At 61.0% G+C, this 25966-nt stretch carries 19 protein-coding genes; 7 read left to right on the top strand and 12 right to left on the bottom strand.

Translation table 11 applies throughout. The annotated features are described in order from the left end of the window. Positions 1 to 58: 58 nt before the first annotated feature. Entirely contained in the window at positions 59 to 1510 is a 1452-nt protein-coding gene (locus Q4B98_RS06155) for a catalase (RefSeq protein WP_303196247.1), read from the bottom strand. 135 nt (positions 1511 to 1645) lie between these two features. Here Q4B98_RS06155 and Q4B98_RS06150 point away from each other — a divergent pair, with 135 nt between their 5' ends. Further along, a complete protein-coding gene (locus Q4B98_RS06150; protein WP_303196246.1) occupies positions 1646 to 1927 on the top strand; it encodes a GNAT family N-acetyltransferase in 282 nt (93 codons plus the stop codon). A 72-nt stretch (positions 1928 to 1999) separates the two neighbouring features. On the opposite strand, the gene Q4B98_RS06145 is transcribed toward Q4B98_RS06150, so the two are convergent. Continuing rightward, on the bottom strand, positions 2000 to 2878 hold the full coding sequence (locus Q4B98_RS06145) for a Dyp-type peroxidase (protein ID WP_303196245.1): 879 nt from the start codon (positions 2876 to 2878) through the stop codon (positions 2000 to 2002). Between the two features lie 294 nt (positions 2879 to 3172). On the opposite strand from Q4B98_RS06145, the gene Q4B98_RS06140 reads away from it, so the two are divergent. Continuing rightward, complete coding sequence (locus tag Q4B98_RS06140; protein ID WP_303196244.1) at positions 3173 to 5905, top strand: multicopper oxidase domain-containing protein; 2733 nt, start codon at positions 3173 to 3175, stop codon at positions 5903 to 5905. Next, entirely contained in the window at positions 5902 to 6513 is a 612-nt protein-coding gene (locus Q4B98_RS06135) for a metalloregulator ArsR/SmtB family transcription factor (RefSeq protein ID WP_303196243.1), read from the top strand. The genes Q4B98_RS06140 and Q4B98_RS06135 overlap by 4 nt, the downstream gene beginning before the upstream one ends. A 50-nt stretch (positions 6514 to 6563) precedes the next feature. Here the strand turns inward: Q4B98_RS06135 and Q4B98_RS06130 are convergent, their stop codons facing one another. The 3 genes from Q4B98_RS06130 to Q4B98_RS10570 form a co-directional block, all read right to left on the bottom strand. Then, positions 6564 to 7691 (bottom strand): 6-phosphofructokinase, encoded by a 1128-nt coding sequence (locus Q4B98_RS06130; RefSeq protein WP_303196242.1) that lies wholly within the window; start codon positions 7689 to 7691, stop codon positions 6564 to 6566. 233 nt (positions 7692 to 7924) lie between these two features. Continuing rightward, a complete protein-coding gene (locus Q4B98_RS06125) occupies positions 7925 to 8659 on the bottom strand; it encodes an MFS transporter (protein WP_303196241.1) in 735 nt (244 codons plus the stop codon). Beyond that, positions 8601 to 9089 (bottom strand): MFS transporter, encoded by a 489-nt coding sequence (locus Q4B98_RS10570; protein WP_368492317.1) that lies wholly within the window; start codon positions 9087 to 9089, stop codon positions 8601 to 8603. The genes Q4B98_RS06125 and Q4B98_RS10570 overlap by 59 nt, the downstream gene beginning before the upstream one ends. 575 nt (positions 9090 to 9664) lie before the next feature. Here Q4B98_RS10570 and Q4B98_RS06120 point away from each other — a divergent pair. Beyond that, positions 9665 to 9877 carry a helix-turn-helix domain-containing protein gene (locus Q4B98_RS06120; protein WP_368492322.1) on the top strand — a complete coding sequence of 71 codons (213 nt, stop codon included), beginning with the start codon at positions 9665 to 9667 and terminating at the stop codon, positions 9875 to 9877. Between the two features lie 628 nt (positions 9878 to 10505). On the opposite strand, the gene Q4B98_RS06115 is transcribed toward Q4B98_RS06120, so the two are convergent. From Q4B98_RS06115 to Q4B98_RS06090, 6 genes are all read right to left on the bottom strand, one after another. Then, on the bottom strand, positions 10506 to 10688 hold the full coding sequence (locus Q4B98_RS06115; protein ID WP_303196240.1) for a hypothetical protein: 183 nt from the start codon (positions 10686 to 10688) through the stop codon (positions 10506 to 10508). A 228-nt stretch (positions 10689 to 10916) separates the two neighbouring features. Beyond that, on the bottom strand, positions 10917 to 13283 hold the full coding sequence (locus tag Q4B98_RS06110; RefSeq protein WP_303196239.1) for a glycogen/starch/alpha-glucan phosphorylase: 2367 nt from the start codon (positions 13281 to 13283) through the stop codon (positions 10917 to 10919). Positions 13284 to 13528: 245 nt separating this feature from the next. Beyond that, entirely contained in the window at positions 13529 to 14986 is a 1458-nt protein-coding gene (locus Q4B98_RS06105) for an NAD-dependent succinate-semialdehyde dehydrogenase (protein ID WP_303196238.1), read from the bottom strand. A gap of 134 nt (positions 14987 to 15120) precedes the next feature. Next, complete coding sequence (locus tag Q4B98_RS06100; RefSeq protein WP_303196237.1) at positions 15121 to 15276, bottom strand: hypothetical protein; 156 nt, start codon at positions 15274 to 15276, stop codon at positions 15121 to 15123. Between the two features lie 39 nt (positions 15277 to 15315). Further along, positions 15316 to 17691 carry a YhgE/Pip domain-containing protein gene (locus Q4B98_RS06095; protein WP_303196236.1) on the bottom strand — a complete coding sequence of 792 codons (2376 nt, stop codon included), beginning with the start codon at positions 17689 to 17691 and terminating at the stop codon, positions 15316 to 15318. Then, complete coding sequence (locus Q4B98_RS06090) at positions 17688 to 20543, bottom strand: MMPL family transporter (RefSeq protein WP_368492321.1); 2856 nt, start codon at positions 20541 to 20543, stop codon at positions 17688 to 17690. Before Q4B98_RS06090 ends, Q4B98_RS06095 begins: the two co-directional genes overlap by 4 nt. A gap of 210 nt (positions 20544 to 20753) precedes the next feature. Here Q4B98_RS06090 and Q4B98_RS06085 point away from each other — a divergent pair, with 210 nt between their 5' ends. Further along, positions 20754 to 21374, top strand: a complete 621-nt coding sequence (locus tag Q4B98_RS06085) for a TetR/AcrR family transcriptional regulator (protein ID WP_303196234.1) — start codon at positions 20754 to 20756, stop codon at positions 21372 to 21374. A gap of 98 nt (positions 21375 to 21472) precedes the next feature. Here the strand turns inward: Q4B98_RS06085 and galE are convergent, their stop codons facing one another. Then, positions 21473 to 22462 (bottom strand): UDP-glucose 4-epimerase GalE, encoded by a 990-nt coding sequence (gene galE / locus Q4B98_RS06080; RefSeq protein WP_303196233.1) that lies wholly within the window; start codon positions 22460 to 22462, stop codon positions 21473 to 21475. A gap of 186 nt (positions 22463 to 22648) precedes the next feature. On the opposite strand from galE, the gene Q4B98_RS06075 reads away from it, so the two are divergent. Beyond that, a complete protein-coding gene (locus Q4B98_RS06075) occupies positions 22649 to 24019 on the top strand; it encodes a sensor histidine kinase (RefSeq protein ID WP_303196232.1) in 1371 nt (456 codons plus the stop codon). A 157-nt stretch (positions 24020 to 24176) separates the two neighbouring features. Then, positions 24177 to 25721, top strand: coding sequence for a beta-N-acetylhexosaminidase (locus Q4B98_RS06070; RefSeq protein ID WP_303196231.1), 1545 nt, complete (start codon positions 24177 to 24179; stop codon positions 25719 to 25721). The last annotated feature ends 245 nt before the right edge of the window (positions 25722 to 25966 follow it).

Genomic DNA, 25966 nt, shown 5'->3' with positions numbered 1-25966 from the left:
AAACTGGCGCGACTGGGGAAACGGGTACTGGAGTACCGCCCGGGGTAGCTGAATCAGATCACATGGCGGACTCAATCTTGTCGGCTACACCGGCGTCGATGTTGCGCCAGTAGGTGAGGGTGTTGCCGATCACCGGCTCCTCCATGTCGAAATTGGTCAGCAGGTCAACAAGGGTCTCGACGAGCTCGTCGCGCTCCTGGTCGGAAAAGACGTCGTGGACCAAGGTGTGGGCCTGACCAAAATCGTCATCCTCGGGGTGCAGGGTCTGGGCGGCGCGGACGAGCTCACCGTCGGTTTCCCACGTGGTCTCCGATCCGGCACGGTAGCCGGTGGTGTAAGCCCGACCGTAGGAGTTCGGGGCGTAGGTCGGCGCGGACCCGGAATGTTCATAGGCCATCTGGCCGTCGAAGGTGTACTGGTTCGTCGCCACGGTCGGACGATTCACGGGTAACTGCTCGTAGTTGACTCCCAAACGATGACGGGCGGCGTCGTTGTAGGCGAAGACGCGGCCCAGCAACATACGATCAGGAGACAAACCGGTGCCCTCGACGGTGTTCGATGGGGAGAAGGCCGCCTGCTCGATTTCGGCGAAGAAGTTCTCCGGGTTGCGGTCTAGGGTGAATCTGCCGATGGTGTGCAACGGGTAGTCCTTGTGCGGCCACACCTTGGTGATGTCGAAGGGGTTGAAGCGATAATTCTTGGCGTCGTCGTAAGGCATGAGTTGCACCTTGACGGTCCACGACGGGTAGTCGCCGTCGGCAATGTGGTTGAACAAATCCTCGCGGTGGATGTCCGGATGATCTCCAACAACGGCCTTGGCCTGGTCGGCGGTCATGTTGTGGACGCCCTGATCGCTGATGAAGTGGTATTTCACCCACGTGATCTTCCCCTCAGCATTCACCCACGAGTAGGTGTGGGAGGAGTAGCCGTTCATGGTGCGGTAGCTGAGCGGAATACCCCGTGGACCCATGAGGTAGGCAACCTGGTGAGCCGACTCCGGGGAGAGGCTCCAGTAGTCGTACATCATGTTGGGGCTGCGCAGGCCGGAATTCGGCAGGCGCTTCTGGGAACGAATGAAGTGCGGGAACTTCATCGGGTCGCGCATAAAGAACACCGGGGTATTGTTGCCGACCATGTCGAAGTTGCCTTCGTCGGTGTAAAACTTCAGCGCGAACCCACGGACGTCACGCCAGGTGTCGGGGCTGCCGAGCTCACCGGCGACCGTGGAGAAGCGGGCCAACATCGGGGTTTCCTTGCCCTTCTGCAGGAACCCAGCCTTGGTGTACTCCGAGACGTCGGCGGTGATTTCGAGGTGTCCGAAGGCTCCCGACCCTTTAGCGTGCGGCTTGCGCTCGGGGATGTTCTCGCGGTTGAAGTGGGCCAAGGTGTCAACCAGGCGGGCATCATGGAGCAGCACCGGGCCGTCGGCACCCACGGTCAGGGAGAATTCATCACTGGGAGCCGGGGAACCATTCGTATTGGTCGACGGCTTAGTGGGATCAATGGGCATGACGAAACCTCCGTATGCGTTATGGACTCACTCCCAAACTGCCCCTTGGCAACGCCATTTCAAGCAGATGTCGCCATCGGTGAACGCAGCTGCAAAGCGCCTTGAAAAAGACCACACTGGTTCGACACTGGGAGCATGAACGATACGACTGTCACCAAAAACGACGAGCAGTCACGCTACGAGGCTCATGTCAACGGCAAACTCGCTGGATTCGCAGATTTTCGACGCGAAGGGAACATTGTCGTCATGCCTCACACCGAAGTCTTCGACCCCTTCAGCGGAAAGGGGGTTGGCAGCGCCTTGGCACGATGTGCTCTCGACGACATCGCGTCTCACAACCTGCCGGTGCGCCCGGACTGTACTTTCATCAAGGGATGGTTGGACAACCACCCAGACCACCCGGTGAAGGTCGCCTGAGACGACCAGGTCCGAGACCGTTTAGGCCCCGGACCATCATCGCCAATAAGCCCCTGACTAGGGAGACCGACCTCAGTCGTCGTCCTCTGGAAGCTCCTGGGCAATCCGCTCAGCCGATGGGATGAGGTAGTAGCCGCCGGTCTCCACCGAGGAGTAGCGGGTCAGGGCGTCGCGCGGACAGCCCTTGCCTGCCATCGACTCAAGCATGGACTGCATTGGGTCCTTCGATGAGGCGAACCCGACGAACATCGTCCCGTGCAGAGCGACGTCACCGTAGGCAGTGTTGCGACGCAGGATGTCGCCGTGATCTTCCTGGTCGGTGCGAGCAACGTGGGAAGTCTCAACTTGGGGATCCAGCTCCTCGTCGCCGCCCTTGGTGCGACCAATGACCTTCTCCTGCTCCCCAGTCGGCAAGGAGGTCCAACGACGGGCCTTGTGAGGCCAGCGCTGGATCAGCAGGACGCTGTTGCCGGTGTCGCCAGCGACGATTCCGGGAGCCTCGGTGATGGCCGGATTCTCGGTCCCATCGACGAACCCAGTGAGGTCCTTGTTCCGGCAGTAGACCCAGCCGTCGGTGCAGTCGACCAGCTGAAACAGTCCGTCAAGAGCCTGAAGGATGCCCATGCCACGGTCGAAAACAGCATCGCGGGAACTGGACTGAATCCACACCACGGCGTCGTGCTGGGTGGCAGGCATGGTAAACCCGTCGTCCCCAACGACCGGCTCGTTAAACCCCGTAAGTCCGTCAATACCCTGCTCACCAAGGCGATCCCACAGCTCGGGACGGAATCCGACGACAACCAGGGTGCTCGCGGGGGACCCTGCGGCTGCTGCCACCTCAAGGAGACGCTGGACGGCCTGACGCTCATCGACACCATCGACGAGGTCCCACATGAGGTAGGAGTGATGGGAGGAACCAAGGGCAAGGATGCCGGGCTGCACGGTGGACATACGGTCAGTTTATCGAAAGGGGCGACCAGCCCCACACCACGTCACGAAGTGACCAAAAACCACCCCCCGACGTAGCCAACAAAAAACATCCCGGCGTAGCGACCCCCAGACGAAAAGACCGCCTTACGCGATAGAATTTTGAGGAATTCATCATCAAAAAGGACTCGTCCATGCTCGCGCCCTCCGTCGGCTCTCACCGGGGCTGGCTCGCACTCAAGGCCAGCACTCACGCCCGGTCGCGCACCCGAACCGTCCGATACCCGCTGCACATCGCGCTCCTGCTTAGGAGGCACCATGTCTAAGACCACCGACCACAAGCCCGACACGAACAAACGCAGCTGGCACCGCAAAGCGTCTCGTCCCGTCTCCGGGTGGCTCGTTGCTCTGCCCATCGTCGCGATCGCGAGCCGGTGGATTCCACAGTCCCACTGGCTGCTGGTACACATGGTCACCCTCGGCGTTGCGACAACCTCAATCATGGTGTGGGGCCAGTACTTCACCGAGGCGATCTTGCACAACAACCTCACTGGAGCCGACCGCAGCCGTCAGGTGCTGCGAATCCGGCTCTTGACGGTCGGGATCGTCGTCACCTGCGTCGGCATAGTGGCAGCCTGGCCGTGGGTGACAGTCGCCGGTGCCGTCGTGGTCGGGACGGTGCTGACCTGGTACGCCTTTGCCCTGGCCAACCAAGTTCGCCACGCCCTGCCCGGTCGCTTCGACTCGACAGTCAGGTTCTACTGCGCCGCTGCCTGCCTCTTGCCGTTGGGAGCGACCCTCGGCGCGATCATGGCATTTTCCCCCATCGAGCCGTGGCGAACTCGTCTGCTTGTCGCTCACCAGGCTCTCAACCTGCTCGGATTCGTCGGTCTAACCGTCATCGGCACCCTTATCACCTTGTGGCCGACTGTGTTACGCACCACCATGCGACCGGCCCAGGAGCGTCATGGCACGCACTCCCTCTACGTCATGGCGGCCGCAGTCGCCGTCACCACCGCAGGAGCCTTGTGCGGACTGTGGTGGCTGACCGCCATCGGCGTGGCGGCCTACATCGTAGGTATCGGCATTGTGCTGGCAGACCTCGTGGCCTGCGCCGTCCACAAGCCGCCGCGTGACTTTCCCGGATTCACGATGGGAGCGGCCATCTTCTGGCTGCTGGTGTGGCTCGTGTGGCTGGTCTGCAAACTCGCCTCCACGGGCACCGGACTACTGGCTGACGACATCTTCACCCTCTCGGTTCCCGTCATCGTCGGTTTCCTGCTTCAGCTCCTCATCGGTGCCATGAGCTACCTCATGCCGATGGTCATGGGCGGAGGACCCAGAATCGTGCGAGCCACCAATGCCAAAATGCACGCCTTCGGGGCGCTGCGCGCGACAGTCACCAACGCTGGTCTGCTGCTGTGGGTGCTCGCGGTCGGTACTTGGACCCGCCGCATTGGCATGGTGATGGCTGTCGTCGGACTGGCGACTTTCCTACCTGCGACCGCAGCGATGGTGCGTACCGGCGTTCCCATGCTCAAGGAGAAAGGACGCCAGATGGCAGCCCGGAAAGCTGCCGCAGAAAAAGGAGAAACCGCTGCGGCTTTCCCTGGCAAGCCAGCGGCCTCGAAGGCCTCAAAAATCCCGGATCGATCCGTCGTTGCTGGAGTCACCAGCAAGACCATCGACCCAGCTCCCATCGCACCGACCGACCGGCGATCCTTCGTCGGAGCCTTCGCCGGACTCGCCACCGCTCTCACGGCAGCCGCCGTCGGTAACCGTCTTGACCACAATGACGCTGTAAGCACAGCAGCGCCGGAAAGCTCCGTCTCCCCCATCGGCCACACCACGACAGTCGCCATCACGGCGAAGGGAATGAAGTACCACCCCAGCACTATCACCGTGCCCGCCGGTGACGAACTGGTCGTCGAGGTCACCAACAAGGACCCCAACCAGGTCCACGACCTGCACTTTGCCAACGGCACCCATTCGCCACGTCTGGACCCCGGGGCCCGCGCCACCGTCAAGGTCGGAGTCATCACGGACCCAACCGAGGGCTGGTGCACCATTGTCGGTCACAAATCGGCAGGAATGGTGCTTACAGTCACGGTCAATGGCATTTCGGGGGCTACTGAGCACAATAACCACAGCGGTTCGGCGAACCCTCGTCGCTCGATCGATCTCACCAAAGCTCCTGGCAAGGGATTCACCACCCGCAACGCTGTCGTGCCTGCGCTGTTGACTGGGCGCGTCCACTCGATGGCCCTGACCGTCGAGGAATCTGTGCAGGAAATCGCCCCGGACACCACCATCGCCGCTATGACCTACAACGGCCGCTACATGGCCCCGGTTATCCACGCCCGAATCGGCGACCATATGCGGATACACCTGGTCAACAACGGGAGTATGGGTCACTCCCTCGACTTCCATGCCGGCACCGTCTCCCCTGACGACGTCATGCGTACCATCGCCCCGGGACAGGAACTGGACTACAACTTCACCCTGCCTCGCGCTGGAATCTGGCTCTATCACTGCTCCACCATGCCAATGTCGGCCCACATCGCGGCCGGTATGTTCGGCGCTGTCATCGTCCCTCCCCACGACCTGCCACGGGCCGATCGTGAGTATTACCTAGTGCAGTCGGAGACCTACCTCAGCGAGCACAACGGCGGCGAGGTCAACACAGCCAAAATCGCCAACGAAACCCCGGACCTGACGATGTTCAACGGTCACGCCAACCAGTACGTTTTCGCGCCGCTCACGGCCAAGGTCGGAGAGCGGGTGCGTATCTGGGTGTTGGCAGCCGGCCCGAGTCGCGGGTGCTCCTTCCACGTCGTCGGAACCCAGTTCGACACCGTGTTCAAGGAAGGTGCCTACACCCTCAGGCGTGGCAATCCGGAGGGAGGAGGCTGTCAGGCCCTCGACCTGTCCAGCGCCCAGGGAGGTTTCGTCGAGATGGTCTTCGAAGAGCCGGGCCGCTACACCTTCGTCAACCACTCTTTCGTGGAGATGGAGCGCGGGGCGCGAGGAATCATCCAGGTGACAGCATGAGAGGCCACATAACTGACGACAGTCTGATCGACCCGGGATCTCAGCAGAGGATTGACGAGGTGGCCTGCGTCTTGCAGAAACGCGGCGGTTCTGCCACCAGCGCCGAGGTGGCCGCCGACTTGGGGATTCACCCCTCAACGGCGCGATTCCACCTCGACCGTCTCGTCAAGCAGGGACGAGCGGAAACCACCCGTCGACACCGGGCTGCTCGCGGGCGTCCGCATACCGTCTTCACCGTGGTCAACGATGAGGGACCTCGCGCCTACCGGCTGCTGGCCCGAATGCTCGTTGAAGAGGTTGCCGCCAGCGACGATCCGACCGCGACTGCCGCCCGTATTGGTCGACGCTGGGGACGCCGCCATCGTGGCGATGTCGTCACAGTGCTCGACGAGATGGGATTCTCGCCGGCCTACGACGCGGGAGAAATCGTGCTTCGCCACTGCCCGTTCCTCGACTTGGCCCTTGACCATCCGCAGGTGGTCTGTGCCCTGCACTGCGGAGTCATCGAGGGGGTGACGGGGACGTCGGCAACGATTGACCCCAACCCGGGAGACAGGTGCGTGGTCCACACCGCCGCTCGACGACCAGTCTCAACGAGAAACACGTGAGCACAGGGCAGCACTACTCAATGGGCGGGCGGCTCAATCGCCAGCGCTACTCAGTCGCCAAGGCCCGTTCCGACCTCGCGGGCAGCCTTCACCCAGGGGTGGTCTGACGGCACATACTTGACCTTGCCGCCGACCTCCTTAAGAGGAACTGTCGTCGTGCCGCCTTCTTGGGAGGCCACCATGATCCCGAACTCGCCGTCGTCAACGAGCTTGGCACCCATGGTTCCCAGCCGGGTCGCCAGGATACGGTCATGGGCGCACGGGATACCGCCGCGCTGCACGTAGCCCAGGATCGATACCCGTGACTCCAGGCCAGTGGCCTCCTCCAGCTGGGCAGCAAGTTTGAGAGTGTTCTCGCGCATGGAATGTTCGAGATCCTTCTTGGCTTTCTTGGCCGCCGCCTTCGTCTCCGGGGTCTTCGAGGAGTGGACGAGGGCCTGAGCTCCGGCCAGCGCGGCCGAATCAGTTTCGTCACGAGCTCCCTCAGCCACCGCGATGACGGAGAAGTTCAGCCCCTGCTTACGTCTCTTCTCGATGGCGGCAACGATGGAGTCGAGCTTGTAGGGCACCTCGGGCAGCAAGATGACGTCCGCCCCTCCCGCGATACCAGATCCCAGCGCAAGCCAGCCAGCCCGGTGTCCCATGATCTCGGCCAGGATAATGCGGTGGTGGGAGTGGGCCGTGGAATGCAGTCGGTCAATGGCGTCCGTGGCAATCTCGAGTGCCGTCGAGAATCCGAAGGAATCGTCAGTCCCGACGATGTCGTTGTCGATGGTCTTGGGCAAGTGCAAGACGTTGAGCCCAGCTTTGGAGAGCTTGTGCGCATTCTTCGCGGTGCCGCCACCGCCGATGGTTACCAGGGCGTCGAGACCCAGCTTGTCATAGGTGTCAGCGATGGTGGGGACCATATCCTTTTCCTCACCGTCGATAACCATACGATTGACCTTGTCACGACTGGTTCCGAGGATGGTTCCACCGACTGTCAGAATCCCCGAAAGGGCTCGCGGGCCAAGGGTGACGGTGCGATTCTCCGCCAAGCCAAGGAAGCCGTCCTGAATACCGATCAGCTCCATGTCGTGATCCCGAATGGCCGCTTTGCCGAATCCACGAATCGCGGCATTGAGTCCCGGGCAGTCACCACCGGCGGTGAGGATGCCGACTTTTTTCTTCTTGGACATGACGACTCCTGATACGTCTCGGGTGTGCTCCATCCTCCCACGAACAGCCTCTCCGGCACTGCTTGTCAGCCCCACCGATTACCGCGTCAGCGCCCCCATCTGGACACTTCCACCCGAACGCACCGCCGGAGACGAGGTCCCAGGCCCTCACAATCAACCCGGCCACCGTCATCCACGCCCGTGGACATCCGGTTGTCGACCGTGACGAATCGGCCCTGCCTATGACAAGGTGGTCATTCCGTTTCGTCGGCCCGCTTGATAAATAGCAAAGCCACGAGCGCTGGAACAACCGAAACCCCCAGCACACAAAGATACTTTGCCACATGTCCGTCACTAATTAATACGCCCGCTAACAGTGCAGAAATCGACGAGGCTCCAAGGAACACCAGATCAGCCACCGAATCCACACGTGCGAGGTGCGCATCGTCCGTTACATATTGGCTTAGCGTTCCCGAATAAATGAAAATACCAACCCAGCAAAAATCAAGAACAAACAAACATGCCGCCGCCAAAAGCACAGAGTGAATAGCTGAATACGTAGCAAGGATAACACCAACGCCAATGAGAGAAATGAGGAGTACAGCAAGATACTGTTTCAACGGGACTAACCGCTCGAGCAAAATAGAAGCAGTGATCCCTCCGACGCCAGAGGCGGCCATGGTGAAACCAACATGCCACGGACTTAGTCCCATATGGACGCTAAGATGAACGACGACCCCAAACGCGTATCCTGCAGTCGTCGCCCCCAGAGCAAACTGTACGGCCATCATCGCGACAAGCGTTCGGCTTTTGCACACGTAGCCAATGCCTTCACGTATATCGTTCACAATAACGAGCAGCGTTAAACTCTTTTCATTTTCATCGGCGCGCGGCGCCGGTTTGTCTGGAAGTCTGGAATAGATAGCACCATTAACAAACGACAACAGGGCGGGGATAAATACGGCGTACGCTCCACCGAATAATCCCACTATCCCCCCCGGATATCGACGGCCCGCCAATCGCTGCCACTCCCTCTATTGTCTCAACTCGGGAGTTGAACTTCAGCATTGCGTCTCTCCCCAACAGTTGGGGAACATATCCAGAACTTGCGGCAACACCAAATTGACTCGCACCTCCGCGCATAATTCCTACCAATGTCACAAGTACGAAATTCGCAAAACCGCCCAACAGCAACCACCCCAGGACCGTTAAGCAAATGCCTTCAACCAGATATCCCGCGAAGACAATCCTTCTTCGAGGTAACCGATCAGATACCGCCGCTAAAGGCAGAGATAGAACTAACTGAGTCATTAAAGTGACGCCAGCGAGTGTTGAGGCTAACTTGATCGAGCCTGTTGCGTAAAGAAATGCTAGAGGAAGCGCAAGCTGTGCGATAGCATCTCCAATCAAATTAATCAACGTCGTGCTATATAATTTCCGAAACAATAACCTCTGAGAATTCAAAACGCTTCACCTCAACGGCATCATTAAAGCAGATGCGCGCAGACGAACAATACGCGATAGCAGAGATTTGTACATCCCTCGCACGGATTCGCTCTGGCAAGTCGAGCACATTGTTGAATATCTATTCAGTTCTCATTGTATTCCCTAGTATTTTCTAGTTTTTCAAAATTGTGCGGGGACTTCATCATTTGTTCTTTCGATTGTCAAGATGACCCGTTGACTCATCCTGAATGCCCGCGTGGAGTTCTTCATTAACTCATCTCAATGTGCCTGCGTCAGTCAGAGTAAGTGGATGCAGTTGAAGTTGACTCAGCGTACGGCAATCCTGGCCTCTAAGGTAGCGAAGTGGCCGAAGGCGACCCGGCGGGAGAAAAGCGAGATCTTAGACGCGATCTGTCAGGTCACCAGACGGCACCGTGACCATGCCCGCAGAATGATCCGCCAACACGTGGCAGGCGTCGAACCAAAGCCCCGCAAACCACGCAAGCCAGAATGACCTACAACCAGGACGTAATCGATGTGCTGGTGGGCTGCTGGGCGTTAATCGATGGGTCAACCGGTACCGCCGCCTCGGAGAAGCCGGACTGACTGATCGGACCAGCCAGCCCCACCCACATCAAACCCCTACTGGGGTCGTCGAGACCATCGCTAGGCTGGGGCGGGAACGACAGTGGTCGGCCCGGCTGATCTGTATCGACCTGGCAGATCGTGGTATCCGGATTTCTCAGGCCACGGTCGGGTGATGGCTACGCCGACTTTGGGCTGCACCGTCGAACGGTATAACCGGATCAAGCCCTGAGGAGCTTCTTGACGCCCGCCCCTACCGTTGGGAAGCTGAACCAGTCCACACCATCGGTGTAGGCAACATCCCCGACACCTATCATCGACCCCACACCGCCTCACCAGACCAGCCACCTCGCTACTCCCCACAGGCGTAAACAACGTCATGCGCAACTACACCTAGGAGATAGTTTCGGAAGTTCACTTTGTGAAGCGAACCCCCGAAACTACAGAATTAATGGAGAATGCATTACCGATCAGTTCTGAATACAGGCGACTTCATGAATGGTTCTCCTGGCTTAGAAATTGCTGCCCTTAATAGGGCGGCAAGTACGCTGAAAACCAACAATCCGACAAAGCATATTAAGGTATTCCAATGCCCCGTCAAAAATGCGACAGCCATCACTACGATGGCAGCCGAGTAGAATAGTGCAAAATTTGCTAGAAATCTAACAAAAAAACTATCTGGATTGATGTATTTTTTCATTTCGCCCTCTCAATCGCATGCGTCGTTGAAGTTCGGCATCATCCCAAGTAGTCCCATTGCTACGGCGCAGCCCCACGCTGCAGGACCGGAAAATGGTGCACACATCAGTGTTGAACCGGGGTGGAGATTGCTGCAAAGAAATCAAGGGCTTCGCTTGGGTTTGGAGTACTCTGCTCTCGACTCTCTGGCTCGAACTCTTGCGCAGCTGCTCCAGGGGTGCTGCAACAAATCGATAAGAACGCGGTGATGGCTGCGATGATTGTTGCTGATCTCTTAGCAGTGTCCATGCCTATACCTCCTTGTATGGCTGCTAATCAGTATAACTTATGAGGTCATAGCTGTTATCAACGACACTCACATAAAGGACTCATCACAATGACCTCAGCCTTATGAGCCGTCTGGCTCGCATAGCTGCCAAGGCCTTGCGGCGCTGGCCCCACCTGCGAACCAGCAACACCCCGGACCACGACACAAGCCGGACCGCCCGCAGGCAGCCCGGCTTCCGCAGTCGTGACTCAGCCGATCGGGGTCGGGTCCAGCTTCCACACCTGTTCAGCGTAGTCACGGATGGTGCGGTCCGAGGAGAACCGGCCAGACTTGGTGATGTTCACCCAAGCCTTGCGAGCCCAGCCACGAGCGTCCGCATGATCGGCAGCCATGGCGTCCTTGACGGTGCGGTAGGACTCGAAGTCACCCAGCACGTAGTAGACGTCGGGACCTTCCCAACCAGGCTCCATAAGACTTTGCCGCAGGTCGTGGAACCAGCCGGATCCGTTGTCGTCAAGGGTGCCGTCGGTCAGGGCGTCGATGACTCGCTTGAGGCCCGGCACATTCTCGTAGTGCCAGCGTGGGTCGTACCCGCGCTTGAGGGAGGGCAGCTCTTCCTCAGTGGCACCAAAGACGTAGGCGTTATCGCTGCCAACCGCGTCGAGGATCTCAACATTAGCCCCGTCGAGGGTTCCCAGAGTGAGCGCGCCATTCATCATGAACTTCATGTTCGAGGTGCCCGAGGCCTCCTTGCCGGCCATCGAGATCTGCTCGGAAACGTCAGCAGCCGGAATGATGTGCTCAGCCGGCGAGACGTTGTAGTTGTGGATGAAAACGACCTTGATACGACCGTTGATGTCCTCGTCGTTGTTGACCAGCCGAGCCACCTCGTTGATGAACTTGATGATTGCCTTGGCGCGAATGTAGCCGGGAGCGGCTTTGGCGCCGAAGATGAAAACTCGCTTGGGGACGTCGAGGGTCGGGTCGTCTTTGAGGCGGAAGTACAGATCCAGCACGTAAAAGGCGTTGAGGAGCTGGCGCTTGTACTCGTGCAGACGCTTGATCTGAACGTCAAAGATAGCGTCCGGATCGATCTCGACGCCCTCCCGCTCGGCCACCCAGGCCGCGAAATCAACCTTGTTGGCGTGCTTGATCTCGTTGATACGGTCGTAGACCGAATCGTCAACGGAGTCGGTGTAGTTGGCCAGCACCGAGAGGTCCTTCACCCAGGCGTCAGACCCAGTGACCTCGGTCAACAGGGCTGCCAAGCGCGGGTTGCACTGGTTGAGCCAGCGGCGCGGGGTGACGCCGTTGGTCTTGTTGTTGAACCGCTCGGGCCAAATCGCGTACCACTCCTTGAGGGTTTCGCGCTTGATGATCTCGGTGTGCAGGGCCGCGACACCGTTGATCGAGTAAGAGGCGTAGCAGGCGATCCACGCCATCCGCACCTGATTGCCCGAGACGGGAGCCATGTACTCAATGGTCTGACCGTCCACACCGCGCTTGTCCATCTCCTCCCGGAACCGGCGGTCGATCTCGCGGACAATCTCACTGATACGCGGGAAAAGACGATCGAAGATCTGCATTTCCCACTTCTCCAGCGCCTCGGCCAGCACGGTGTGGTTGGTGTAGGCAAAGGTGTGGGTGACGATTTCCCACGCTTCGTCCCAACCCATACCGTGCTCGTCGAGCAGAATGCGCATCAGCTCGGGAATGGACAGCACCGGGTGGGTGTCATTGAGCTGAACCGAGTTGTATTTGGCGAAATCGGTGAGATCCTCACCGTGGTGCTTGACGTAGTTGTCGACGATCTCCTGCAAGGAGGCCGAGCAGAAGAAGTACTGCTGACGAACGCGCAGCACCTTGCCTTCAAAGGTGGTGTCGTTGGGGTAAAGCACCCGCGAAATGTCCGAGGTGCGCTCCCGCTCCACGATGGCGTCAGTGAAACGCTGGGAATTGAAAGCCTGGTAGTCGAACTGCTCCATCGGCTCGGCTTTCCACAGCCGCAGGGTCCCAACGTTGCGAGTTCTGTAACCGGTGATCGGCATGTCGTGAGGGATGGCTCGCACCCACATATCGGCGTAGCGGACAATGCGCTGCTGCTCCTCCCGACGAATCACGAAGGGGTAGCCATCTTCCATCCACGGGTCTGGGTGCTCGGTCTGGAATCCGTTGTCGAAGAGCTGCTTGAACAGACCGTAACGGTAGAGAATGCCGTAGCCGGTGACGGGCAGTTCCAAAGTGGCGCAGGAGTCGAGGAAACAGGCGGCCAGACGACCGAGGCCCCCATTGCCGAGGGCGGCGTCAGGCTCCTGCTCGAGCACCTGGGACAGGTCAATGCCGAAGCTGGCCAAGGCTTCACGGGTCTGGTCGACCAAGCCGAGGTTCGACAGGTTGTTGAGCAAAGCGCGGCCCATGAGGAACTCAGCGGAGAAGTAGTGCTCCTGACGCCCGGCCTTGTACGCGGAGTCAGTGGCCTCCCAGTCATCGGCAAGACGACCCACGACGGAGGCTGACAGTCCCTGCCACACCTCCATGGGCGTCGAGGCGGCGACGGAACGTCCCGAGGTCGATCGCACCTGGAATGCGATTGCTGAAGCCAGATCGTGAGTCATGTGCCTTCCTTGGTTAGGGCCGCGCAGCGGCTGGTACAGCGAGGTCAGAATACCGCGAATCTGAGGTATCTCCGGGGCCTGACCAATGCTGCCGTGGGACCCCAGCCCGGCTCTGGCAGCGCTGACTAACAGGAGTCGTCTTGTCGCGGCGTCAACACGGAAAACGTCGGACAGACCCTCAGCAGCTAACCAGCGTCACATGAGGGCTTGGATGACGCTACCTTCCCGCCATCACGTCTTGTGACTCACGTCGGGAGAGCGACATAAATCGTCTCCAAGAATTCCTCAATGCCTTGGTAGGAACCCTCTCGTCCCAGCCCGGATTCTTTGACACCGCCGAACGGGGCCGCCGCGTTGGAGAACACGCCAAGATTGGCGCCGATCATGCCGGTCTCCAACTTCTGGCCCAGCCGCAGAACGCGGGCGGTGTCCCCGGTGAAGACGTAGCCAGCCAGCCCGACCGGGACCGAGTTGGCGATGGCGAGGGCCTCTTCCTCGGTACGGAAGGTGGTGATCGGGGCGACCGGTCCGAATATCTCAGTCTGCATGATCTCGCAGTCGGCGGGCACGTTGGACAGCACCGTCGGAGGGTAGAACCAGCCCTTGCCCTCGGGGATCTCGCCGCCACAGCGGACCGTCGCACCGGCCTCAACCGCAGAATGAACCAACGCGTCAACCTTCGCGCGATCCTTCTCGGTAATCATCGGTCCAACCTCGGACTTGTCGTCCAGACCATCCCCGACAACAAGGCCGGACATCATCTCGACCATCCGGTTGGTGAACTCCTTAGCCACCGACTCGTGGACGATGAATCGGTTGGCCGCGATGCAGGCCTCGCCCATATTGCGCATCTTGGCCCCCTTGGCTCCGGCGATGGCCTGGTCGAGGTCGGCGTCCTCAAAGACGATGAAGGGAGCGTTACCGCCCAGCTCCATCGAGGTGCGCAAGACGTGCGTGGCCGCCTTTCCCAACAGGTTGACGCCGACTCCGGTAGACCCGGTGAAGGAGAGCTTGCGCAGTCTCGGGTCTTCCAGGATGGCGGCGGTGACGGCGTGGTCACGGCCAGTGATGACGTTGACGACCCCGGCAGGAAGACCGGAATCGACCAGCACCTTGGCGAAGAGCAGGGTGGTCAGTGGTGTGGCCGAGGCCGGTCGAATGACGACGGTGCAGCCGGCAGCCAGAGCCGGGGCAATCTTGCGGGTGGCCATCGCCAGCGGGAAGTTCCACGGGGTGATGAACAGGCACGGACCGACCGGACGCTTGGTGACCAGCTGGCGAACTTTGCCCTCTGGGAGGAGACCGTAGTCACCGCGAATACGCACTGCCTCCTCGGAAAACCAGCGCAGGAACTCCGCACCGTAGGTGACCTCTCCGTAGGACTCGGCCAGCGGTTTGCCCATCTCAAGGGTCATGAGCTTGGCGAAGTCGTCCTTGCGCTCGGTGACGAGTTCGAAGGCCCGGCGCAGGATTTCGCCGCGCTCACGCGGTGCGGTGTCGGCCCACGACTCCTGGGCACGCACGGCGGCGTCGAGGGCATCGGTGCCTTGGTCGACGGAAGCGTCGGCGATGGCGACGAGGGGCTTCTCAGTGGAGGGGTCGAAGACGTCGAAGGTTCGGGATGCCTCGGCGTCCACCCATGCTCCGTCCATGAGCAGCTGGGAGGGGAGATCTGCAGGAAGCGAGCGGTCGGTGGTCGTCATGAATCCACCCTACGACGGGATTCGGACGCCGTGAGCGAGTTCCGTGTTCACAGGAATGACACCACCCTGGGAGGACTCTCCCATTCGCCGGCACGATCTGCGACGGGGAAACAAGCACGAAGTCTTGACGACGATCAATCCCACTGCTGGTCGTCGGGACTCGCGTCGATCCCTTCCATACCGAATCGCCACACCTCGTCGATCCAGCCCCGTCGGATCGAGCGGACCCGGCTGACCACTGCAATGGCAGTGGCCACAACGGCAAGACTCGCGAGCAGGGGCTTGTTCATGGTGCCACTCTAGATCGGCTAGGCAGGAATGCCACTTCGCTAGGCGGAGGCACCAGCCAGCAGATTCTTGGCACTGGTCTGCCGTCGTCGTCCCACCGCCAGCAAGCTTGCGATGAGAGCTGCCACAGCCCATATCACGATGGCCAGCAGGGATCCGAAGCTGGGATTGTTCCCGGCCACCACGGCTTGTACTGCGTGTAAGGCAGGGCGCAGCGGGGAAATGACGTCAACCCAGTGGACCGGGGCCGGAACAGTACTGGCCAAACCGGCAGCCACACTCGCCGTCACCAGGACAACACTGATGAGCCGCCCCAGACCGTGCAGCCAGGCAGCCAGGGCATGGTTAACCAGGCCAAACATCACCCCGACAAGCAGCAATACTCCACCCAAACCGATCGACCGGGGCACTGAGAGACCCAACGCCACTCCGCCGATAACGGCCAGACCGACACTCACCGCAACGGTCACGATCGCCCCGACCGACATGGTGCGAGCCAGCAGACCCAGCGTCGAGCGTGCCGAACTGAGTACTCGGGAGGGAACCGTGCGGGCCACCATCCAGGTCGCCAGGGCGGCAAGCCAGCCACCGAGAATGAGCAGAACCGCGACGGCGGCCACCGAGGTCGCAATGGCAGGCCCCTCTCCGTTGATCGGGGTGGACACGACGTCTGCGAGCTTGGTGCGGTCGTCCTGAGAGTAGGTCGGCACCTTCTTGGCCCCGGCCGCAAGCTGGCTGGAGAACGTGCCGGTGCCGTCAGTGAGTTGCTGGGCACCCTCGTTGAGTTTCGTCATACCGGAGGTGAAGGTACCGACCCCCGCCGATGCCTTCGTCACCCCGTCAGCAAGCTGATTGACCCCGCCGACATATTGAGTGATCCCTTCTTCAAGCTCCGGGGTCGAGGCGGCAGCCTGGGAGACTCCAGCGGTGTACGCGCCGACACCGCTGGCCAGGGTCGTGACCCCAGCGGAAAGCTCCTCCCCACCCGCCTTGAGCGCCTGGGACTGGCTGGCAAGGGTCTGGGCACCGGTGGCGGCCTCGTGGATACCGTCTCGCAGCTGGGTGATCTGCCCGACCACTTTGGGAAGTCCGGTACGCATCTCGGCGGTGAACTTGTCGACCCCCTCAGACAGCTGGGAGGACCCGTCAGCAAGCTGATTGATACCGTCGTCAATGCTCATGCCGGAATCGGGGTCTTTGATAGCCATCGCCTTGACGGCCACTGTCGATCCAGCCTGCACCCCGAGGGCGTACCCATCGGTCATGATGTCACGAATCAGGGGGACCAACTTCTGGCAATCCTGCGCAGTGTGCTTCTGCTGACAGCGCACCAGGAAGCCCGCCTCGCCTTGGGACAGCGCCTCCTTGCTAAGTTCTGCGGTTTTGTCACCGGAGGCGTACTTCCGGATCTCGCTGCGGTATCCCACCAAACCGCCGGTGAACTGATCGATACCGTCGGCAAGTTGGCTCGCACCGTCGGTGAGCTGGTTGAGCTGAGATGGGTCGAGGTCGCCGATGGCTGCGCTGACCTTGTCGTCCATGGTGGCCAAACCTGCGGACAGCTGACCGATTCCGTCGACGACTTTGCCGGTGCCATCGGTGTAGGTCGTCACCCCACCAGCCAGCTCGTTCACGCCATCATTGAGCTGTTTGCCCTTATCCGACAGGGTATTAAGGCCGCTTGTGAGCTGAGATACGCCATCGGTGAGCTTGCCCCCGTTGGCCTGCAGCTGCTGGGCTCCCTGGCTGAGCGTCGTCATGCCGGCAGCCAGAGTCCCGGCTCCGGCGGCGGACTGCTTCGTGCCGTCGGCAAGTTTTGTCGCCCCGTCGTCGATTTTGGCAGCAGCGTCGGTCATCGCACCCATCTGCTGGGCAAATCGGTTGAAGCCGATGTAAACGTTATCGAGATACTGCGAGGTCAACGTGGTGTTGAGGGAGCGCCGCGCCACCTGGGCAGTCAGGGCCGCGATAGTGCTATCAGAGACCGGCGAGGCGTGCGACGTGGTGACGTCGATCATGGCCGGTTTGGCTTTCGCCGCGTCATTGGCCGAGAAGGAGGTGGCGTCAGCCGAGAAGGACTCCGGGATCGTCACGGCCACCGAGTAGGTGCCGTCGCGCAGCCCTTCTGCTGCCCCATCGGCGTCGGTGAGGATCCAGTCGACAGTATGGCCATCAGTGGTGTGAGAGCCGGAATCGACCAACTCTGCGGTGAGCTGGCGGCCCATCGGAACCAGTTGTCCACCGATCGTGACGGCCTTGTCCTCGTTGACGACAGCCGCCTTCACCTGACCCAGCCGGTCGGTAGTCCGCCAGGTGGTGCCGACCAGGCCCGCCACCACTAGCAGCGGGACGAGGATCAAGGCGGCCACCGCCGGCCACCGCAGCCTGATTGTGGAGTGGGAACGTTCGGTCATCATCGGGTACCTCCGAGGGACAGCTCGGGTTGGTGTTCGTTGAGGTCGTGAACAGCCTGCGGCTGCAACCAGTCGATTCGACCGGCTCGCTGAGCCCCCAGGATCACAGCGGCCTCACCGACCTGCTTCACCTCACGGACGAGGGACTCCAGCTGGTCGCGGTGGGACTGCTCGACGATCTGGTCGGCGTGGTCAATGAGGAACAGACGGGGGCGATGTCGGGGCGGACGGGTGAGGGTCATGGTGGCAGCCCGCAATTCCTCCGACAGGTTGGTATCGGTTGCGTCGATGACCCACACCGCCCGACGCACCGCTGAGGCGCGCTCGGGAAGCAGACGTCCTGCCGATCGCATTCGGCCCTCATCAAAGGCCAGCCTCCCCCCAATCGCCAGCAGGACGGCTGTCACGGGACCCTGCGGCCCCACCACCGCCTGCACCTCATGAGGTTCGACATGCAGGTCAAGGCCGGTGAACAGGCCTTTAGCCCCGATTCCCTCGGCGTGGACCGCCTCGACGTGATCGGCAGTGGGCCACTTGGCAAGTTTCTCCTCGTGGGCGATCCCTTCACCTTCAATGTCGAGTCGGGGCAAGCAGCGCTCCAACCATCCGGGCAGCCACCAGGCCTTGTCACCGAGCAGGGCCATGACGGCGGGCACGAGGGTCATCCTTACCAGGAAGGCGTCAGCAAGAATGCCAATAGCCAGCGCCAGGGCGATCTCCTTGATGGCGTTCATACCTTGTGGAATAAAGAAGGCAAAGACCGAAAACATGATGACGGCGGCAGCCGTGACGACCTTGCCTGAACCGATGAACCCCTTGACGACCGCGCCCTTAGCGTCACCGGTGTGGATGTATTCCTCGCGCATTCGCGACACCAGAAAGACCTCGTAGTCCATCGCCAGACCGAAGAGAATACCCATCACGACGATCGGCATGAAGGAGATGATCGGGACCGTGCGGTCGAGGTTCACCACCGACAGGCCGATACCTCGGTTGAAGACCAGCTGCGCCGCCCCGAAAGCGGCCAGCACCGAGAGCAGGTAGCCGACGGTCGCCTTGATGGGCACCGCGATGGAACGGAACACCACCGTCAGCAACACCAGGCACAATCCGACAACGAAAACGCCGAACGGCAGCAGGGCGTCGCCCAGGCGATCGGAGACGTCGAGTTTGATAGCCGTCAACCCAGTGACGGCAGTGTCAACCCCGTATTTGTCGTGCCATTGCGCCTCGTGGTTCCGCAGTTCGCGAACCAGGTCGTTGGTGGCCTCATCGGTAGGACCCGTGGTCGGCAGTACCTGGACCATGGCAGTGTCGGCGTTCTGGTTCGGGACTGCCAACGCCACCTTGTCAACACCCGGGAGCTTCTCGATGTCGGCCTTAAGCCCGTTGACGATCTTCATTGGGTCGGTGGAAGTAACGATGTCAGCGGTGACGATAACCGGGCCGTTGAACCCCGGTCCGAATTTGTCCTCCAAGGCGTCGTAGGTTTGCCGAGCGGTGTCGGCGGCGGGCAGCTCGGCGGCGGTGGGCAGGCCAAGGTGGAGGTCTTTCATGGGGACAGCCAGAGCCCCCAGCCCCACCACGACAACGAGAATGGTCACCAACGGAACCCGGGTGACGGTGCGCACCCACCACCCAAAGACGCCGCCGGAACGTTCCCCCTTGCCAGTGGCCGACGCGCCCGCTGATGTCGGGTTCATGTCAGCCGCCGTGTTCGCGCCAGCTGTGGCATTGTTAACCCGGGTGACGGTGCGCACCCACCACCCAAAGACGCCGCCGGAACGTTCCCCCTTGCCAGTGGCCGACGCGCCCGCTGATGTCGGGTTCATGTCAGCCGCCGTGTTCGCGTCAGCTGTGGCATTGTTGCTGCAACCCGGTCCGGCTGCCACCGCAGCTGCCTTCGACCCGCGTTCGCGACGAGATTTCCGCGGACGCAATCTGTCGCCCATGAGACCCATAAAGGCAGGGAGCATGGTCAGGGCAATGACGACGGCCAGGGCGACACCGATGGCTGCAAACATCCCCATGACGGTCAGGAACGGGATCTTGACAATGGCCAACCCAATGAGGGCGATGACGACCGTCGTTCCTGCGAAGACCACGGCTGAACCCGAGGTTGCCACGGCTCGGGCGGCTGATTCCTGCACCTCGAAGCCGTCGCGCAGCTGGTCCCGATGACGCGAAAGGATGAACAAGGCGTAGTCGATCCCCACGGCCAGACCCAGCATGACGGCCAGCATTGGGGTGACGGAATTGACCGTGGTAAACCGGGTGAGGATCGCCATGATCGAGTACGTGATTCCCACCCCGAGGACGGCTGTAATAATTGGCATTCCGGCTGCCACCAAGGACCCCAGGGTGACAGCGAGGACGACAAGGGCCACCCCGACGCCAATGACCTCGGTAATCGACAGCGACGGCAGCATGGCCTCGAAAGCCGCGCCACCAACGTAGACGTGTGACCCCGACGGCAAGTCGGCCTCGATTTCGTGACCCACTCGTTGCAGGTCGTCACGTCCGGAATCGGGGAAGGTCACCGAACTCACCTGTCCCAGTTCCACTTGGATAACGACCGCAGTTCGGTCCTCGTTGACCATCCCGGTGACGTACTTGCTCCACGGTGACGTCGCCCCGGTGACGTCCTTGAGGTCCTTGAGGTCCTCGATCCCTTTCTCAATTCGGGAGCGAATGGGTTTTGAGGAGATGTCGGTGCCATCGGGGACGGTAACCACGACGTTGGCGCTCAGCGCGGACGCCTGCGGGAAGGTCACCTGAAGATTGTCGTAGGCCACCTGAGAAGGTGCACCCGGGATCGTGAAAGAGTCGTCATAGTCGCTTTGCAAGGCCACCATGCCCAGCCCGAGCAGGACCAACAGGCCTAGCCACAGGGCGACGACGGTCTTCGCTCTGCGGAAACACCACGCTCCGACGTCGTGAAGGAAGGAGGACATCATCACCCCACAATGAACTCGTGAGCACACCACTCAATACAGGTGTGTATTTGATGCAGTATCGTATCCGATACATCGTCGTATTCAATGTTTGAGTGTCCCAGGAGCGTCATGTCCACCACTAACACTCCGGTCTCGGCTCGCCGCGCAGCCACCCGGACTCGGCTGGCCGACGCCGCCGTCGCCGTCTTTGCCCGCAAGGGAGTACCCGGATCGACCGTCGAGGAGATTTGCGAGGAAGCGGGGTTCACCCGGGGGGCGTTTTACTCCAACTTCGATTCCAAGGACGAGCTGTGCATGGCGGTGCTGAGCCGCTACGTCGAGAAGAACATTGCTGTCCTCAGCTCCTCACTTGACTTCCCCAACGACGGCCCACTGCGTGATCGGATTCATGACATCATCGCCCTGTTTTCCTCGGCAGTCGGCTCTGACCCGGCGACGGTGATGGCGATTATGGAGATCACTCTTGAGGCGGCACGGAATCCACAGCTACGGCAGGCCTACCAGCAGGTCGCGTCAACCATTACCCCTGCCCTGAGGGAGATGGTGGCACAGGCCCTGCGCGACCACGACGTCACGACCACGATCAGCGTCGACGACCTCACCGAAGTGACCCGCGCCGTCTTTGACTCTCGGATGTTGGCGGCCATGGCGTCGGGGAGGAAGGCCGACATCGACCGAATGACCAACCAGTTGACGACGATGGTGATGGCTTTCATCCGACCCGTCTGATTTGGCCCCCTTGGGATCTTCTCCCGTCGAGGAATCCCGGGGAAACAGCACCGGCCTCGCAGGAATGCGAGGCCGGCGGCAGATCAAAACTCGACAGATCAGTAACCCAAGATCTTCTTGCGCTCGGGCAGCCATGCGATGGCGTCACGAATGCCATCGGCCGGGGTCAGCTCTGCACTCCAGCCAAGGAGGTCCTTGGCCCGGCTGGAGACGGTGTACGCACCAGCAACGTCACCGGGACGCGGCGGACCGTAGACGACATTGAGGGGCTTGCCGGTGCCCTCTTCGAAGGCCTTGACCAGCTCCTTGACGGTGACGCCATTTCCGGTGCCGATGTTGAACACCTGGTAGGAATCCTCGGCCGTCACCTCGTCGAGGTGCTCCAAGGCGGCGACGTGGGCGCGGGCGAGATCCCAGACGTGGATGAAGTCACGAATGCCCGAACCGTCCCGGGTCGGCCATTCGACGCCGGTGACGGTAAAGGTGGAGTTCTCCAGCCAGGCGTCGATCATCTTGCCGAGCACGTGGGTGGGGTGCTCAATCTGCTGGCCGGTACGCAGCTTCGGGTCCGAACCGATCGGGTTGAAGTAGCGCAGGCTGAGGGCCTTGAGGTCGGAGGCGTGGGCGGCATCACGCAGGATGAACTCCACCATGAACTTCGTGGTGGCGTAGGGGGAACCGGGGTCGAGGGCGGACTCCTCGGTCACCTTGAACTCCTCATCGGTGGCGTAAATCGAGGCCGAGGAGGAGAACAGAATGCGGTGTACACCGTTGCGTTCCATGCCCTTGAGCAGGGAGACAGTCTTGCCAACGTTGTTGTCGTAGTAATTCAGCGGCTGGTCGACCGACTCCGGAACGATGATCTTGGCTGCGCAATGCACAACGGCATCGATGTGGTTCTCAGTGAACACGCGGTCAAGCAGATCTTGATCGGCGATGTCGCCCTCGTAGAAGGTGCGGTCACGGACGAATTCGCGGCGTCCCGCTGACAAGTCGTCGAGAACGACGACCTCGTGGCCTGCTTCCTCGCACGCCGAACCGACAGTCGATCCGATGTAACCGGCCCCGCCGGTGATGAGAATTTTCATGGGAACCTTCCTTGTCGCCGTGATCGTCGGTCTCAATTCTAGAGTGCGGCTCACCGGCCCGAGCAGGGGGCGAAGACGGTGTGTGGAAAAGTGGTCACAGACGGTGCGCGTTGCCACGCCAGGTGTCATGACCTGACATCAGAAACCATTCCGCCACAGTTGGTCCACCTTCCTAGACTGGCGGTTATGGAGGAGACCGGCTCGCAGACGTCGACTACGGACAACCGTTCCGCCGAGTCCCGCGGGTCCGGAATGCGCGCCCGCCTCAACCGACTCAACCCGGCTCGCAACAACGTCCCGCAGATCACCATCCCAGGCATGGAAGAGGTGCTGGACCCCAAGCTTGACGACGGTCGTCCGGCAGATACTGAACGAGCTTGGTGGGGAGACGTCACCCTCACCCTCGTCATGGCCGTGGTGACGATCGTCCCCTACTTCGTCAGCGTGGTCGAACGACCCTTTCCTGAGTACGCCGCCGCCCTTATTTCTTCGGTCATCATGGTGGCTTCGCTGCCGATTCGCCGTGACCAGCCACTGCTCATGATGGTTCTGGTGGCTTTGGGCGCCACCATCCAATTCACCTTCGTCCCCTTCCCGGTGCTGAGTATCTTCATCGTCCCGATCGCCTCGTACTCGGTGGCCAGATGGGTCGATGGCCCAGAATCTCGCTGGGTGTTGTGGATTGGGGCTCTGGGGTCAGTCATCGGCCCAGTGAGGTGGCAACCCACCATAACTATCGGATATGACCCCACCTCGGGGACCCCGTGGGTACTGCTCATCCTTGCCATGACGGTTTGTGCCGGCCTGGTCCTGACCCCTTATGCGGTGGGACGACGGCTACGCGAGTCCGCCCTCATCGAATCTCAACAGCGCATTGTCAAAGCGCAACGGTACCGGGCTATCCTCGCCGAACGCGAGCAGCAAGCCAGGGTCGCTGAGGAACGTACCCGCAATGAGATTGCCCGTGAACTCCACGACATCGTCGCCCACTCCTTGTCGGTGATGATCGTGCAGGCCGAGGGTGGCAAGGCGCTGGCGACGAAGAAACCAGAGAAAGCCCCCGAGGTCCTCGACACCATCGCTGAGACCGGCCGTGAAGCCCTGGTTGAAATGAGGCGAATCGTCGGGGTGCTGCGTCAAGACGCTGACGCCGAGTATTCACCCTCCCCTGGGCTGGCAGAGATTCCCGAACTCGTCGAGAAGTCCGGAGTGAAGGCTGAGCTGAGGGTGACCGGAGATGAACCGGTGGTCTCCCAGGCCCTCGGGCTTGTGATCTACCGAGTCGTTCAGGAAGCTCTCACCAACGTCCTCAAACACGCCGGTCCCAGTGCCCGCGCCACCGTAACCTTGGCCTACTCGCCCACTGCCATCTACGTCGAAATCCTCGATAACGGGTACGGGGCTGCTGTCCAGGGGGACGGTCGAGGACACGGTCTACAGGGAATGCGGGAGCGTGTGACGTCGATGGGTGGGCAACTATCTGCCGGGCCTCGCAAAGAGAGCGGGTTTTGCGTGAGGGCGAAGCTGCCGGTTCAGTCCGATTCCCGGCAAAGATGATTCCTACTCCCCAGCTACTACCGGGTCAATGAGGAGCTGTAACCATGTGCCACACAACCGGGTGCCACGCGTAACCTCTGCCGCACATGCCGTACTCACAGTCCCGACACAGGGCCTCTGTCAGTAAGCTTGAGTGACGATACTGCAAGGAGCAACGATGCCCACTACCGACGACGTAATCCGAGGCCTATGCCCTCAGCCCCGCCAGGTGCAACTATCCGAGGACCGCTGCCCGCTGCCACCAGTACTGACGTGGAGCGGCCCCGCCGAAATCACCGACGCCATAACCCTCCTCACCAGACGGCTAGCCCCAGCACTCGACGTTGTACCCGCACCATCACACGACGCCTTCCTCACCGCCACCGTCGATCCCGCCCAACCGCCAGAGGGCTACCGGATCGACATCGACACCCGCATCCACATCAGTTGTGGCGACGCCCAAGGCACACGCTGGGCCATACAGACCCTGCTCCAACTACTCACCCCATGGGTATACGGTCCCGGCCCACTGCGGCTGGCCGACCTGCAACTCCCCCAAGGAACCATCGTCGACCAACCCCACTACCCCTGGCGCGGAGCCCATCTAGATGTCTCACGACACTTCATGCCCGCCTCATTCATCATGGGCTTCCTTGACGTACTGTCCATGCACAAACTCAACCGGCTGCACCTCCACCTCACCGACGACCAAGGATGGCGTCTACCGGTATGTGGCTGGCCGCGCCTAACCACCGTCGGAGCATGGCGCCCAGGAACGCTACGCGGCCACCAACCACCACCCGACACCAACGATTGTGACGACGTTCCCGACCACGACCAGATACCCCACGGCGGCGCCTACACCATCGACGAGCTGCGTGCCATCGATCGGCACGCACGCTCCCTCGGCATCACGATCGTCCCAGAAATCGACTTACCCGGTCACACTGAGTCAGTAGTCGCCGCGTACCCCGCGTTGGGCTGCGGGACGCCGATAGATCACCCACGCACCGCGTTCGGAGTATCCGAACATCACATCAATCTCACCGACGACGCACTCGCCTTTTGCCGCGACGCATTAGACACCGTCATGGACATCTTCCCGACCTCACCTATCCACATCGGCGGCGACGAATGCCCGGGCAAGGAATGGTTCACCCACGCCCCCACTCGTACCCGACTCGCCACACTTGACATCACAACGCCACAGCAAGCTCAGGCATGGTTCGAACACCACATCTGTGACTACCTCGCGGCAGCAGGTCGCCAGGTCATCGCCTGGGACGAGGTTCTCGCAGCCGGCGCTCCCGAAGACGTCACTGTCATGGTCTGGCGCAACGCCGACGACATCGCCCGCGCCGCCACGGCCGGTCACGACGTCATTGCCGCACCCGTCCGCCACACCTACCTTGACTACGGAATCGAAACAGGACCCCAAGCACCGGTCACCATCGCCGCCCCCACAACCATGGACGACGTGGCTGGACTCCATGACGTCCTGGCGGCAGTCGACTCCCCGCACCTCCTCGGCGGGCAGTTCCAACTATGGACCGAATACCTGCGAACCCCCGCCCAAGTCGAGGACGCCGCTTTTCCCCGTGGCACATCAATCGCCGAACAACTGTGGACCGGCAACCCCGCACGACCACTCTCAGACCTGGAGGCCCAAACTCGCCGACTGACCGCGATGGGGGTCAACTGGCACCGGATGACGCGGGTATGAGGCCACGTGCGCACATAAGTCCGCGCGGGTACCACTTCTGATTCGAGGTGGTACCCGCGCGGACTCATAGCTGGTGTCATGCGGTCAGGCGCTTCTCATTAGAAGTCGCCGGTGTCTTGCTACGCGACAACTCATAGCTTGTCGTGATGTTCTTACTTAACTTTGCGATCTTTGAAGGCAGAATTGTACACGAAGAGGGACGCGAGCAAAAGCACCGTGCCCACTAGCATGATAACTAGCCCTTT

This window comes from Cutibacterium sp., from assembly GCF_030525615.1.
GTDB lineage: Bacteria > Actinomycetota > Actinomycetes > Propionibacteriales > Propionibacteriaceae > Cutibacterium.
This window is presented reverse-complemented; position numbering and strand designations above follow the sequence as displayed.